The 13340-nt window shown below is 43.9% G+C and carries 15 protein-coding genes; 14 read left to right on the top strand and 1 reads right to left on the bottom strand.

What is annotated here, in order from left to right; all coding sequences use genetic code 11:
- Positions 1–12 precede the first annotated feature (12 nt).
- From fliQ to lafA, 6 genes are all read left to right on the top strand, one after another.
- On the top strand, positions 13–282 hold the full coding sequence (fliQ, locus tag R7Z50_RS08280; protein ID WP_005375036.1) for a flagellar biosynthesis protein FliQ: 270 nt from the start codon (positions 13–15) through the stop codon (positions 280–282).
- Positions 282–1058, top strand: a complete 777-nt coding sequence (fliR, locus tag R7Z50_RS08275) for a flagellar biosynthetic protein FliR (RefSeq protein WP_318149005.1) — start codon at positions 282–284, stop codon at positions 1056–1058. Before fliQ ends, fliR begins: the two co-directional genes overlap by 1 nt.
- Positions 1055–2182: a flagellar biosynthesis protein FlhB gene (flhB, locus tag R7Z50_RS08270; protein ID WP_005375025.1), complete on the top strand. Its 1128-nt coding sequence runs from the start codon at positions 1055–1057 to the stop codon at positions 2180–2182. Before fliR ends, flhB begins: the two co-directional genes overlap by 4 nt.
- A gap of 31 nt (positions 2183–2213) precedes the next feature.
- Entirely contained in the window at positions 2214–4304 is a 2091-nt protein-coding gene (flhA, locus tag R7Z50_RS08265) for a flagellar biosynthesis protein FlhA (protein WP_318149004.1), read from the top strand.
- Positions 4305–4323: 19 nt separating this feature from the next.
- A complete protein-coding gene (locus R7Z50_RS08260; protein ID WP_005375023.1) occupies positions 4324–5094 on the top strand; it encodes an EAL domain-containing protein in 771 nt (256 codons plus the stop codon).
- 301 nt (positions 5095–5395) lie between these two features.
- The gene (gene lafA / locus R7Z50_RS08255; RefSeq protein ID WP_005375019.1) at positions 5396–6247 is read left to right on the top strand and encodes a lateral flagellin LafA; all 852 of its coding nucleotides are present in this window, start codon (positions 5396–5398) and stop codon (positions 6245–6247) included.
- Between the two features lie 70 nt (positions 6248–6317).
- Here the strand turns inward: lafA and R7Z50_RS08250 are convergent, their stop codons facing one another.
- Entirely contained in the window at positions 6318–6605 is a 288-nt protein-coding gene (locus R7Z50_RS08250; protein WP_005375016.1) for a hypothetical protein, read from the bottom strand.
- 416 nt (positions 6606–7021) lie between these two features.
- On the opposite strand from R7Z50_RS08250, the gene fliD reads away from it, so the two are divergent.
- From fliD to R7Z50_RS08210, 8 genes are read left to right on the top strand one after another with little or no spacing between them, the layout of a single operon-like run.
- The gene (gene fliD, locus R7Z50_RS08245) at positions 7022–8368 is read left to right on the top strand and encodes a flagellar filament capping protein FliD (RefSeq protein WP_017634433.1); all 1347 of its coding nucleotides are present in this window, start codon (positions 7022–7024) and stop codon (positions 8366–8368) included.
- A 32-nt stretch (positions 8369–8400) separates the two neighbouring features.
- Positions 8401–8787: a flagellar export chaperone FliS gene (gene fliS, locus R7Z50_RS08240; RefSeq protein ID WP_005375014.1), complete on the top strand. Its 387-nt coding sequence runs from the start codon at positions 8401–8403 to the stop codon at positions 8785–8787.
- A complete protein-coding gene (locus R7Z50_RS08235) occupies positions 8771–9091 on the top strand; it encodes a hypothetical protein (protein WP_005375013.1) in 321 nt (106 codons plus the stop codon). The genes fliS and R7Z50_RS08235 overlap by 17 nt, the downstream gene beginning before the upstream one ends.
- The gene (locus R7Z50_RS08230) at positions 9088–10161 is read left to right on the top strand and encodes a flagellar hook-length control protein FliK (RefSeq protein WP_206970606.1); all 1074 of its coding nucleotides are present in this window, start codon (positions 9088–9090) and stop codon (positions 10159–10161) included. Before R7Z50_RS08235 ends, R7Z50_RS08230 begins: the two co-directional genes overlap by 4 nt.
- A 22-nt stretch (positions 10162–10183) precedes the next feature.
- Entirely contained in the window at positions 10184–10684 is a 501-nt protein-coding gene (gene fliL, locus R7Z50_RS08225) for a flagellar basal body-associated protein FliL (RefSeq protein WP_005375011.1), read from the top strand.
- Positions 10685–10696: 12 nt separating this feature from the next.
- Positions 10697–11425, top strand: a complete 729-nt coding sequence (locus R7Z50_RS08220; RefSeq protein ID WP_005375008.1) for a FliA/WhiG family RNA polymerase sigma factor — start codon at positions 10697–10699, stop codon at positions 11423–11425.
- Positions 11426–11435: 10 nt separating this feature from the next.
- Complete coding sequence (gene motA, locus R7Z50_RS08215) at positions 11436–12293, top strand: flagellar motor stator protein MotA (RefSeq protein ID WP_005375006.1); 858 nt, start codon at positions 11436–11438, stop codon at positions 12291–12293.
- Entirely contained in the window at positions 12293–13288 is a 996-nt protein-coding gene (locus R7Z50_RS08210) for a flagellar motor protein MotB (RefSeq protein ID WP_005375003.1), read from the top strand. Before motA ends, R7Z50_RS08210 begins: the two co-directional genes overlap by 1 nt.
- Positions 13289–13340 lie beyond the last annotated feature (52 nt).

Genomic DNA, 13340 nt, shown 5'->3' with positions numbered 1-13340 from the left:
CTAGGAGCAGTTATGACCCCAGAACTAACCGTAACGTTATTTTCCGATGCAGTATGGCTGATCATTTTGATGGTTGCCGTATTGGTTGTTCCAGGCTTAATTGTCGGTTTGTGTATCGCCGTATTTCAGGCTGCCACACAAATCAACGAGCAAACACTCAGCTTTTTGCCACGTTTGCTCGTTACCTTATTAATGGTGATTTTTGCAGGTCACTGGATGCTCCGTAAGATCATGGAACTGTTTGATTTCTTGTTCCACAACATACCAGGGATGATTGGCTAATGGCCATCACATTTGCAGAGCTCTCGGCGATACTCGGTCAACTCTGGTGGCCGTTTTTTCGTGTGGGAGCCGTATTTATTTCAATGCCTTTCTTTGGTGATGCGATTATTCCTGTTTGGGTTCGTACTTTACTGGCCCTCTCGATCGTTGTCATTACTGGACCGTTAATGCCACCCATGCCACAAGTCGAGTTATTCTCTATGACTTCCCTGTTCCTTGCTTTTGAGCAAGCTATTTGGGGGGTAATGTTTGGGTTAATTTTGCACATGCTCTTTAACGTTTTCACCATGCTTGGTCAGGTGATTTCTCTGCAAATGGGCTTAGGTATGGCGATGATGAATGATCCTATTAACGGGCTTTCTGTCGCCATTTTGGGACGCATATTTCTGATTTTCTCAACCTTGTTGTTTCTTGCGCTAGAAGGACACTTACTCGTCATAGATATCGTGATTCAAAGCTTTGTTGTTTGGCCAGTCGGATCTGGTATCACATCGCTTTCTCTGCAAGGTGTTGTCAATATTTTCGGTTGGATGTTTGCCTCTTCACTAGCTTTGGCTTTGCCCGCTATTGTTTCCATGCTTCTAGCCAACATCAGTTTTGGTGTAATGAACCGAGCCGCACCATCACTTAATGTCTATGCGTTAGGTTTTCCTATGACGATGCTGCTGGGTCTATTCAGCGTATTAATCTCAGTTTCTGGTGTTCCTGGTCGCTACACGGCGCTCGCTCACGACACCATTAGACACTTGAGTAACTTTATGTTGGGGGGAGCATGAGCGATCAATCTTCTCAAGACAAAACTGAAAAAGCCTCACCGCAGAAGGTAAAGAAAGCCCGCCAGGAAGGACAAATTCCTCGCGCGAAAGAGTTTACTACTGCGGTTATATTTCTAGCGGTGGCGCTCTACTTTTACTCTCAGCTTAATAGTATTTGGGAAAGCATGTCGGGTATCTTTCGCTACAACATGATGCTGACGCGAGCCGACCTAGAAAATCCTAAACAACTTGTCGAGCAATTGGGACAAAGTTTAGCGGTCATCATCGACATGCTATTACCATTGTTTACCGTCATTATTATCGTGACCTGTGGTAGTAGCCTTGTGCTAGGCGGTTGGATGTTCCGTCCAGCGAACGTGATGCCAAAGCTGAGCAAAATTAATCCTTTGAGCGGGATAAAGCGCATTTTTTCGACCCGCTCAGTGGTTGAGCTCTTAAAGTCGACGTTCAAAGTAGCCGTCATCTTCGGCATCTTATATGGCTATTTAGACAACCACTTACAGCCATTACTTGGCATGCAAAATCTCCCGCTCAGCCAAGGTTTTTCTCTAGTAATGTCAATTCTGTTTGAAGGCTTACTCTTGATGGGCTTCGCCTTGTTGTTATTTGGGGTTATCGACATTCCTTATCAGCGTTGGGAACACCTAAAAGAACTCCGCATGACGAAACAAGAATTGAAAGAGGAATTTAAAAATAATGAAGGTCGTCCGGAAGTAAAACAACGTATTCGTCAAATACAGCAACAGTTTGCGCGCCGTAAGATCGATAAAATGGTGCCGACGGCTGACGTGATCATCACAAACCCAACGCACTACGCAGTCGCACTGAAATACGAGCCTTCGCTTTCTGACGCGCCCTTTGTCGTCGCAAAAGGCGTAGACGAAACCGCTATGCACATTCAACGTATCGCCCGAGAAAACAAAGTGGAAATCATTAACTCCCCGCCACTTACCCGTTCGATTTATCACACGACGGCGATTGAACAAGCAATCCCAAGCCAACTGTACATCGCAGTGGCACATATTCTTACTTACGTTTTGCAATTGAAAGCCTTTCGTAAAGGTGAGGGAAAAGAGCCAATTCCTTTACCTCATTTTTCGATTCCAAAACATTTGCAGCACTGATTAACCCGCGTTTATCCAAGGACACGAAAGTATGCTTAACCGGTTAAAACAACTTCAAACATCAACCAAAGGCTACGTTGGCATTCCAATCGTCTTGCTAATGATATTAGCAATGGTGATTCTTCCTTTGCCTCCTCTGCTACTGGATGCGCTGTTTACCTTTAATATCGTCTTAGCAATCCTAGTATTGCTGGTCAGCACAACCGCAAAGCGACCATTAGATTTCTCTGTTTTTCCAACTATTTTGCTGGTCTCAACATTATTACGTCTCACATTGAACGTGGCTTCTACGCGAATTGTACTCCTAGAAGGACATAATGGTGGTGACGCAGCGGGTAAGGTCATTCAAGCATTCGGTGAAGTCGTCATTGGCGGTAACTACGTCGTTGGTATGGTGGTTTTTGTCATCTTGATGATCATCAACTTCGTCGTAATCACCAAAGGTGGTGAACGTATTTCTGAGGTTTCAGCCCGCTTTACGTTGGATGCTTTACCAGGCAAACAAATGGCAATTGATGCCGACTTAAACGCTGGCCTTATCGATCAGGAAACGGCTCGCTTACGCCGTAAAGAAGTCGCCAACGAAGCCGATTTTCATGGTTCGATGGATGGTGCATCAAAGTTTGTGCGTGGCGATGCCATCGCAGGTTTGTTGATTCTGTTTATCAATATCATTGGTGGTATCAGTATTGGTGTCTTCGAGCATGGACTCGCTGCGTCTGACGCCTTTAAAACTTATGCCCTACTCACAATCGGTGATGGTCTAGTTGCTCAAATTCCTTCACTACTGTTGGCAACGGCTGCCGCGATTATCGTTACGCGAATTAATGATAGCGATAATGGCATGTCGGAAACCATGCAAAAGCAATTACTGGCAACTCCTGCAACGCTATTTACTGTCGCAGGTATTATGGCGGTAATCGGTATGGTACCGGGTATGCCACACCTAGCCTTTTTTGCTTTTGCTGGCGCATTAGCGTTCGCAGGGTGGCGTCAAACCAAGAAGCCAGTGCAAGACTCCCAGATTGAAGAGGTCGAAGCACTTTCACAAGCAATGCAAGACGATGATACACCGCTGACATGGGATGATATTCCTCACGTCCAAACATTATCACTTGCGCTTGGTTATCGACTCGTCCATCTAGTCAACAAAGAACAAGGGGCTCCTTTATCACAACGTATCCGCGGTGTGCGTCGAAACCTTTCTGAACAAGTTGGCTTTTTATTACCTGAAGTTCGTATTCGTGACAACCTGAGCCTTAAGCCAAACCAATACACAATTTCTCTAAATGGCGAAGTCATTGAGCAAGGCTTTATTGAACCAGAGCGTTTAATGGCGATAGCGGTTGGCGAAACTTACGGTGAGGTAGATGGCATTTTGGGTAGCGATCCTGCTTATCAGTTGCCAGCTGTGTGGATTGAGCATCAAGATAAAGCAAAAGCACTTAATATGGGTTACCAAGTTGTCGATGATGGCACTGTTATTGCCACTCATATTAGTAAAATCATGAAGACAAACCTTGCAGAATTGTTTACGCACGACGATGTGGAAGCAATAACCCAGCGTTTGACACAACAAGCCCCGAAACTAGCAGAAGCATTAGCAGCAGCACTTAATCCAGCGCAGCAGCTGAAAGTATATCGTCAGCTTTTATTAGACCAAGTGCCACTAAAAGATATTCGCACGATTGCCAACACAATGTTGGAATCCGCGGAAAATACAAAGGACCCGATCCTACTTGCATCTGATGTGCGCTGTGCACTAAAGCGTACGCTTGTTAACTTAATTGCAGGGCAAAAGAACGAGTTAAATGTCTACGCACTGTCTGATGAGTTAGAACAAATGCTACTAACTTCACTGCAACAAGCACAATCTTCTGGTACGGTAACACTAGATAGCTTCCCAATTGAGCCAAACATTCTTGGTCAGTTCCAACAAAACTTGCCATTGATCAGACAACAGCTTAAGCAACAGGGGCTACCTCCGATCCTTCTCGTTATGCCACAGCTGCGCCCTCTTCTAGCGCGTTACGCTCGTACATTTACACAAGGGCTGGCAGTATTGTCTTACAACGAAATCCCAGAAAACAAACAAATCAATGTGGTAGGAAACCTTGGTTAATCTTATTTCAACACATGCGATGTACGAACATTTGGTTGGTCTCGCAGTACAACACATCGTCACGGATGACGATCAATTAGTCTTTGATGCTTTAAAACACAATGATGTCCAACACGCATGCCAAGCAATTAGGGAAGCTCAATCAGGAGAAGTAGAATTCCAACACCTGACGTTGAGATTTGGTATGCGTGGAGAACAAAGTGTCTATCAATTCAAACTCTCTGAACAAATGCAGTACTGCCTGGATTTGTTCAGTCTTTACCTTGCACTAAGACAAACACAATTTCAGTTAGAAGCCTTTCATCACGACTTGATTAGTAATGTTGTCGTGCCGATTCGCGTGGATGCATTACTGTGGGAGCCTGGGGTTTATTTTCTCGAACAGACGATTCAATTCCACTCTTCTGCTTTTCAACATGTGATTCCTTCTCTTCAAGCTGATGAAACGTTATGTGATCGTGATAAAGTCGCCACACTCACCAAAAAGTTAAAAGAGAATGCATATTCACTTTGGTTTGAAGTCGCGACATCGCAAGTGAACTTCGAGCGCGTCGCAGACTTTAGTCCCGATATGATCAAATTGTCAGTCACACTAGAAGATAAAGAAGAAAGACACGCTTTCCTACCTATTGCTAAGTTCTTAAGAAAGCATAAATATACTTGGGTTGCCGGACGTGTAGCGAGTCAAACGGAACTTAACCGCTATCGTTTATTGGGTGCCAGTTATTATTTTGGTTATTTCAGCGATATCCCAACCTCTCTCTCCTTTCAGTCTTTTGATGAGGAATAGTTGAAACTCAACCATTTATATTTAAAACAGCACGATTTATTCGTGCTGTTTTTTTATTTATAACGGATAACCATAAGATCATTGGGCAATAGTTTCTTTAACTTAACTAAAAAATTTAGGCTTATATGATGATTTTCCCGGTTTTCATGGAATACAAATCACTAAAAATCATCAATTTTTATCTTTTTTAGAAATTTTTTAATTTTCAAATTAATCATTAAAGCCGACCGACCGCCTCTAGTTAGTGACAAGGGAATATCCCGAGGCCTGAAAGATATAGTGACTAACTAAGGAGACTAAGATGGCTTTATCAATGCACACTAACTACGCTTCGCTTGTAACTCAAAACACAATGAACACAACAAGCGGACTTCTAAACACAGCAATGGAACGTCTAAGCACAGGCTACCGTGTGAACTCAGCTGCTGATGACGCTGCTGGTCTTCAAATTGCTAACCGTCTAGAAGCGCAAACACGCGGCATGTCAGTAGCAATGCGTAACGCACAAGACGGCATCTCTATGATGCAAACTGCTGAAGGTGCGATGGATGAAATGACAAACATCGTTTACCGTATGAACGACCTTGCTACACAATCGTTGAACGGTTCAAACAGTGCAACAGACCGTGCGTCTCTTAACAAAGAGTTCACACAGCTTACTGCAGAACTAAACAACATCGTAGACAACACTAAGTTCGGTGGTCAAAACCTTCTTAAAGGCGGCGGCTTCGGTGCAGGTGACGTAACATTCCAAATCGGTGCATCTTCTGCTGAAACATTGACTGTAAGCGCAAGCGCAGGTATCGGTGAAATCACTACTATTCTTGCTGATGCAGCAATTACAGATGGTATCGATGACGCGACTAAAGCAAAAGCAGCACTAGACAAAATCAGCGGCGCTGACGGTCTAGTAGAAAAAATTGGTAGCTCTCGTGCAGACTTCGGTGCGAACATCAACCGTCTTGAGCACACTATGGCTAACCTTGGTAACATGGTAGAAAACGTTACAGCATCTAAAGGTCGTATCATGGATACAGACTTTGCAGTAGAGTCTTCAAACATGACTAAGAACCAAATGTTGATGCAAGCAGGTACAACTGTTCTGTCTCAAACTAACCAGCTTCCAAGCATGGCAATGTCACTACTACGCTAATTACTTAGTTAATAGTGCGCTTAATTTAAATCGTCTTAATTATAAAGCCTTCCTATGGAAGGCTTTATTTTTATCTACGAATATAAATAGAGCTCGTATTATCTTTGTGAGATTCAGGCACTCTGAATCCGAACTTCAACATAATATTAAATAAAACCTTATTAAACAGTTCTAATTCTATCGTCTCTAATTTGCTTCCTATTTTACTATCTCTAAGTTCAGGAAAATTGAACTTAGCTTCCTTTAAGATACTAGCTATCTCATCAGAATTGATGCTCTGTTTACTTAATAGTTTTTTGTTAATGAACTCTTCATATGCACGAGCACACTTCATCAATCGTAACGCAAATTCATTCATAACTGACATTCTTTGAAACGTAAAAAATTTAATTTTTAGTGAGAACACTTGCACGTCACACTATCAAAAATAATATCAAAACGTAATTAATGTACTCTGTAAGAATTATCTGAATCAAGCTGAAGTAAAGGCTGAATATAACGTCTAATTAAAACATCTCTCCTAATTAGAACCGTCAATACAATTAAATATTTTCTTTGTTTAGGTCGCCTTTTCTTATAAGGAAATTACTTTTTCCATGGAGGAAGGCGGAACAAACAAGGTGGAAACACCACTTCCTCCCAAGAAAACAAAATAGCTTTAAACCTTTGTTTTAATTGAATTTAATATACGGCACGTATCTTGCCACTGATAATTAAACTAAGGCGTAGCATTCAAAGTATTCAAGCCAATAAGAGATGAGAGGAGCACACCTCATGAGTTCTTTAGACCCAGTAAAAATGGCAACCCAATTCGCACAATTGGACACAAACCCATTCAAAAACCGTTACCAAGCGCAAGCTAATGTGTACCAGTCACAACTGTCAGCTTTTAATAAAGTTGAAAGCGCACTACGTGATTTTCGTACTGCAATGAAAGAGATGAATAACAGCACAAACAGCATCATCAAAAACAGTGCGACACTCTCTCAAGAAGGTAACTTTACTGCAAACGCGGATGCTAAAGCGCTAACGGGTAACTATCAGATTTTTGTAGAAAAAGTGGCAACGGCGCATCAAGTATCTACAGGTATGCCTGCAGACCTTGAGGCAACGACAGAAGTACCAACAACTGGATCTTTAGAATTCACCATCAACGGTGAAACAATGACTCTAGACTTGTCCTCTGTTGATGTTAATGGTGACGGCACTGCAACGATCAGCGATTTAGCCAGTGCGATTAACAATCACACGGATAACCCTGGCGTTAACGCCACTCTAGTTCGCTCGAATGGTCAAACACACTTTATGCTATCGAGCACTGAGACTGGTGTCGAAAATAAGATCAACGTATCTGCATCGGGTACTGGCCAAGCGTGGTTTGAAGACGCCTTCACCAGCCTCAAGCAAATCAACGCTCCGCAAGATGCGGTTATGTGGCTAGGTGCAAAAGACTCAGGCCTGAAACTAACCAACGCAAGTAATACTTTTGAAGGTGTCATCGACGGTGTTGACATTACCGTATCTAAACCGCAAGCCGCGGGAGATTCGCCAATCGGTTTAAAAATTGGAGCTGATAGCGAAGGCACTAAAGAACAACTAGATAAGTTTGTGGAAACCTACAATGCCCTTGTTTCGACTATCGATCAGTACACCCAAATTGGCGGTGAAGATCAGAAACGCGGCGTGCTCGCTAGCGACTCGACATTGCGTTCTATTGAGAGTCAGTTAACGGGGTTAATCCGAGGTGAACACAATGGTATGCGCCTAAGCGAAATCGGCGTGAGCCTAGACCGCAACGGTAAAATGAAAGTTGATCAAGAAAAGTTCAAAGAAGCTCAACAAACAAACAGCGCAGGCTTAGAGGCGTTGTTTAATGGGGATGACGCTTTGCTAGATTCTCTTGACGCGATGGTAGAGCCTTTCTTGAAGTTCTCATCAGGTACCTTCAGCACGCGTAAAGACGCAATACAGTCAAGCTTAGACCGAATCAAAGATAAACAAACCAATTTAGAGCGTAAGTACGAAATGTCGTACAACCGCTATCTCAAACAATTCACTCAAATGAATTCAATTATGACCCAAATGAACCAAACCATGTCCATGTTTAATGCTCAAAAATAAGACATTTGGTTCCAAATTTAGGAGAAATATTCATGCTTATGGATTCTGGTTACGATTCGTACCAACAAGTCGATCTCGACGCTCAAGCGGCAGCAGCAAATCCACACCAATTAGTCATCATGTTAATCGATGGCCTACTCGATGAAGTTGAACGTATTCGCGGCCACCTAGCCGCAAATCGTTTGGCCGAGAAAGGGAATGGAATCAACAAATGCATGAACATCTTGATTGGACTAACAAGTGCTCTAGATGATGAAAACGGCGGTGAAATTGCGGAAAACCTACGCCAGCTTTATGACTTCTGCCAAGTCGAACTTTATTACGCTAGCGTGCAAAACGATGCAAATCGCTTGGTTAACGTTGAGCGTGTAATGGGTAACATTCGTGAAGGTTGGATGAATTTTGGACAACAAGCATAAAGTATCGCCAGAGCGATTCCGTCATTTATCTCAGCTCATCCAGTTCGCCGCAAAAACGGCCGATTGGCATGCGCTCAAGCGGTACGACTTGCAGTTGCGAGAGCTTTTGATCAGTCACAAGCCTTTTTTGAAAGATCCTAAGCTTGCACCTGAAATCCAGCGAGCGAAAACAGTGCACGCTAATGCCTTCGCAGTATTAGAGAAGTCGACCAACGAGTTGAAAAAAGAGATGAACATGGTCAATGACCATCAAGAACGCGCTATGGCCTATCAATTAGCAATGACCATGGAGCTAACTCAATGATCATACCTTCTTCAACTCAGCACTCGGGTAATTCGCCAGCTAACAATGAGGGTCACATCAAGCAAGCGAACTCGGTACACGGCTTTTCTCATGGTTTTAAATCAGGGAACAAGCAGAATGGTGAGCAAGACTTTAACTCTGCGTCAGCGGTACCGAGTTTTCACCTTACGGCCTCTACTTTGAACAGCGCAAACAAAGTACAAAGTCATGGTTTTGATACTGATGACCGCTCAGCTTCAGATCCGGATGCCAACTTGACCAGTACACTAGGGTTAACAGAATCGACTGATCTTGCAGCGCAAGCTCAAGCTTTAACCCAGGGTATGATTACCATGGCAGAGAAGCAGGCTGAGAAACTAGGAAAAGCGTCATCTTTAATGACTGCGAGCGAAGTTAAGTCTGTTACTCAAGATTCGTCTAACGCTATGTTAAACACATCATCAAAACAAGATGTGAAGCAAAGTCTGCCGACTTCATCGAGTTCGCGTTTGCCTATCTCCGGTGCTGAGTTTCAAACTCTTTTGAATCAACCTGTTCAAGGGCAACCAACCGCATCTCTACTTCAAGCACAAGCTCCTACAACACAATCTGCACATTCACCGGTTGCGACGAGTCATGTTCAAGCTCAAGGCTCTGAGTGGGCAGCGGTGCGTGTTGATACCACTGCCGGAAAGTGGGGGGAGCAAATGATGCAAGTTTTACATGATCGCGTGACGCTCCAAGCTCAACAAAATGTACAAGAAGCAAAAATCCGCCTAGACCCACCAGACTTAGGGAAATTGGATTTACTTGTACGTGTTGAAGGTGACCGATTGAGTGTCCACATCAACGCCAATGCCGCAGCAACACGAGAAGCTTTAATGCAAGTTTCGGAACGATTGCGTACTGAGTTACAAGAGCAAAACTTCGTTCATGTCGATGTCAATGTTGGCTCTGATCAAAACCAAGGTCGAAATGACCCACACGCAAACGAAGAAGACACCAATATTTTCGCCGCACGAGAATCTGGTGCATTCCAAACCACGACAACAACTAACTATTCAGAACACTGGCTAAGCACTCAAGCTTAGTGAATCTTCGAGGAAAAAGGTTATGACCAAACAACAAATGATCGCCCTGTTTATCGCCATGATCATCACCAGTGCCCTCGTTTCGGCCGTCACAATTATGGGCGGAATCTGGTACTTAAACAAACACGCTCAAGAGTCACCTGACTCTGGTTCACTGATCGAAGACTCTCCACTGTCTTTTTTGGTCACAGAACAACCGACAAGTAAAGGTCCTAGCTTCCATCCTTTGGACAAAGTCGTTTTGACCGTTAAAGGCAAGAAACAGACTCACTTTGTGATGCTAGAACTGGCAATTGAGACACGCCGCCCAGAGCGTATCAAAGAGATCGATGAATACATGCCTATGGTACAAAACTCTCTATTAAAACTGTTTAGCGACAAAACGTTTGATCAGTTACAGCAAGCGGGTGCCATCGATATTCTGCAAGACGAAGTGAAGCAAACGCTTCTACTCGCTTTTGCTAAAACAGACATCGTCCGAGAAATCGACGATGTTTTGTTGACTAAATATGTTGTGCAATAACGGAGCACAACCATGTTAGACATGAATGTACAAGACACTTACACCACAGAAGAGGAAGTGACAACACCGTCACGACCAATTGATGAAAACGCATTGCTACAACGTCATCAGGTCATGGTAAAACGCGTAGTTAACCAGCTGCGCGTTCATGCCACTTCTCACTGTAGTATTGAAGATATGCAGCAGATAGGCCTTATCGCTCTAGTCGAGGCTGGACGCCGATATGGCGATGTTGACGATCCTCACTTTCCTGCTTTCGCCGTTTGTCGAGTTCGGGGAGCTATTTTAGACGAATTACGCCGACTAGATTGGCGTTCACGTAAGACTCGTCAACAAGCCCACGAGCTCAACGACGTGACTCGAGATCTCACTCGAACGTTAGGTCGAATGCCAACGGATGCCGAAATCATCCAGGCTTTAGGGACGAATGAGCAAGATTATTACAACCGCCAAAATGCCGCTCTCGCAGGCGAGATGCAAAGCCTTGACCAACTGATGGAGAGCAGCGGTGATAGCTACATTGGCGGGCAATACGATGGCATGGAACATGAACATATTCGTCGTAGTTTAGACAGTGCTTTGGGTAAATTACCTAAGCGCGATCAACTGCTCCTGACTCTGTTCTATCAACATGAACTCAACTTACACGAAATAGCTCTGGTATTGGATCTGACACCACCTCGTATATGTCAGCTTCACAAACAAGCGCTGAAACAACTCAACCAATTAATGTCCTCTTAGGAGTCACAAGATGCAAAAGTTTTTTGGAGTGCTCACTATCCTGGTGTGCGTCTTCGGTGGATATATGTGGGCCGGTGGTAGCTTAGGTGCTATCTGGCAGCCAGCCGAATTCCTTATCATTATTGGCGCCGCTGCTGGTTCTTTGATCATCGGTAATCCGCCTCATGTACTGAAAGAAATGCGTCGCCAAGTGCCAGCGACCATTAAAGGTCCAACAGAAGAGCATGAGTACTACATGGAATTAATGGCACTACTCAACAACTTGCTAGAGACAGCGAGAAACCGCGGATACAAGTTTCTGGATTCTCATATTGAGGCTCCGGAGCAAAGCTCTATGTTCCTCGCTTACCCGACGATCGCAGAAGATCATCGCCTAATTTCTTTCATTACTGACAATTTACGTTTAATGGCAATGGGACAGATGTCGCCTCATGAATTAGAGGGACTGCTAGAGCAAGAAATCGAAGCAATACAGAACGAAATGCTTTTACCTTCACGCTCACTACAGCGTACAGCTGAAGCACTACCTGGCTTCGGTATTCTTGCAGCAGTTGGTGGCATCATTATCACCATGCAAGCTATTGATGGCTCAATCGCTATGATTGGTTATCACGTTGCGGCAGCTCTCGTTGGTACATTCATTGGTATTTTCGGTTGTTACTGTGGCTTAGATCCACTAAGTAACGCCATGGCTCAGCGAGTAAAACGTAATATGACTGCTTTTGAGTGCGTTCGTGCAACCTTGGTTGCCTACGTAGCGAAAAAGCCGACATTGCTCGCCATTGACGCTGGTCGTAAACATATTCAGCTAGACATCAAACCAACATTCAACCAAATGGAGAAGTGGTTAGCTGAACAGGAGGGATAATGCAAAAACAAGAGCATGTAGTGTTCAAACGTGCCAAAGTATACAGCCATGATGAGTCGTCTCATGGCGGCGCGTGGAAAGTCGCGTTTGCTGACTTCATGATCGCCCTAATGGCGCTGTTTCTTGTACTTTGGGTTATGCAGGTGGTAGACAAAGAAGAGCGTAAAGCGATTGTTGCCCACTTGCATAGTTCAAGCGTATTCGACAAGAGTTACGGCAACCCATTTGATACGTCACAAAGTATTTCTCCTATCGACTTGGCACAGGACTCTTCTGTGCCAAGTAAACACAACTCCAACCATGTAGTAAGCTCTTACTTTAAAGGTGATGGGGATGGACCAGAAATTGATTCTTTGATTCCTGGTAACTTCGATACTCAAGAGCAACTTGCCGCACTAGCAAAAGTAATTGAGCAAATGACTGCCCAAATTAATGCGCAGGGAAATGTAAACGTCACGGTGACACCACAAGGTTTGCGTATCGTCCTTCAAGATGATTACAAACAGCATATGTTCAGCCGTGGTGGTGCAGAACTTACTCCTTTTTTTGAAGATTTACTGCTCGCACTAGCACCTGTATTTCATCGTGTTAACAACCCTCTGATCATCAGCGGACACACAGATGCAATTCCATTTAAAAAGCGTTTTGGTCGTCAATCTAACTGGGCGTTATCAGCCTCTCGAGCAGACGTAGCAAGAAATACGTTAGTTGAAGGCGGTATGCCGGACGATAGAGTAATGCAGGTAACGGGTATGTCAGATAGAGCGCTGCTTAATCCTGATGAGCCAGATTCTAGCGAAAACCGTCGTATTGAGCTGTTTGTTTTAACGACTCCTGCCGCTAAAGTGCTTGAAACCCTTTTTGGCAACCACCAAGAAAGTGAACTGCAAAAAGCGAAAGATAAGGCTGAATTTAACCAACCAGTCATTCGTCAAGAAGTCATCAATTACTCCGGCGATACCGCCACCAGCGAAGTAAAAATTCAAGAATTATAATCTTAAAAGGTCACCACTCTGATGGTGACCTCTCTAACCAAAGCCTCTGTTA

The sequence above is a fragment of the Vibrio sp. 1249-1 genome, from assembly GCF_033340495.1.
Note: the sequence above shows the minus strand (reverse complement) of the source record. Positions and strands in the feature narration are given on the sequence as shown.

Bases quoted from the DNA above. Each gene is read 5' to 3' on its own strand.
- fliQ (WP_005375036.1), top strand. From the start codon at position 13: ATGACCCCAGAACTAACCGTAACGTTATTTTCCGATGCAGTATGGCTG.
- fliR (WP_318149005.1), top strand. From the start codon at position 282: ATGGCCATCACATTTGCAGAGCTCTCGGCGATACTCGGTCAACTCTGG.
- flhB (WP_005375025.1), top strand. From the start codon at position 1,055: ATGAGCGATCAATCTTCTCAAGACAAAACTGAAAAAGCCTCACCGCAG.
- flhA (WP_318149004.1), top strand. From the start codon at position 2,214: ATGCTTAACCGGTTAAAACAACTTCAAACATCAACCAAAGGCTACGTT.
- R7Z50_RS08260 (WP_005375023.1), top strand. From the start codon at position 4,324: ATGTACGAACATTTGGTTGGTCTCGCAGTACAACACATCGTCACGGAT.
- lafA (WP_005375019.1), top strand. From the start codon at position 5,396: ATGGCTTTATCAATGCACACTAACTACGCTTCGCTTGTAACTCAAAAC.
- R7Z50_RS08250 (WP_005375016.1), bottom strand. From the start codon at position 6,605: ATGAATGAATTTGCGTTACGATTGATGAAGTGTGCTCGTGCATATGAA.
- fliD (WP_017634433.1), top strand. From the start codon at position 7,022: ATGAGTTCTTTAGACCCAGTAAAAATGGCAACCCAATTCGCACAATTG.
- fliS (WP_005375014.1), top strand. From the start codon at position 8,401: ATGCTTATGGATTCTGGTTACGATTCGTACCAACAAGTCGATCTCGAC.
- R7Z50_RS08230 (WP_206970606.1), top strand. From the start codon at position 9,088: ATGATCATACCTTCTTCAACTCAGCACTCGGGTAATTCGCCAGCTAAC.
- fliL (WP_005375011.1), top strand. From the start codon at position 10,184: ATGACCAAACAACAAATGATCGCCCTGTTTATCGCCATGATCATCACC.
- R7Z50_RS08220 (WP_005375008.1), top strand. From the start codon at position 10,697: ATGTTAGACATGAATGTACAAGACACTTACACCACAGAAGAGGAAGTG.
- motA (WP_005375006.1), top strand. From the start codon at position 11,436: ATGCAAAAGTTTTTTGGAGTGCTCACTATCCTGGTGTGCGTCTTCGGT.
- R7Z50_RS08210 (WP_005375003.1), top strand. From the start codon at position 12,293: ATGCAAAAACAAGAGCATGTAGTGTTCAAACGTGCCAAAGTATACAGC.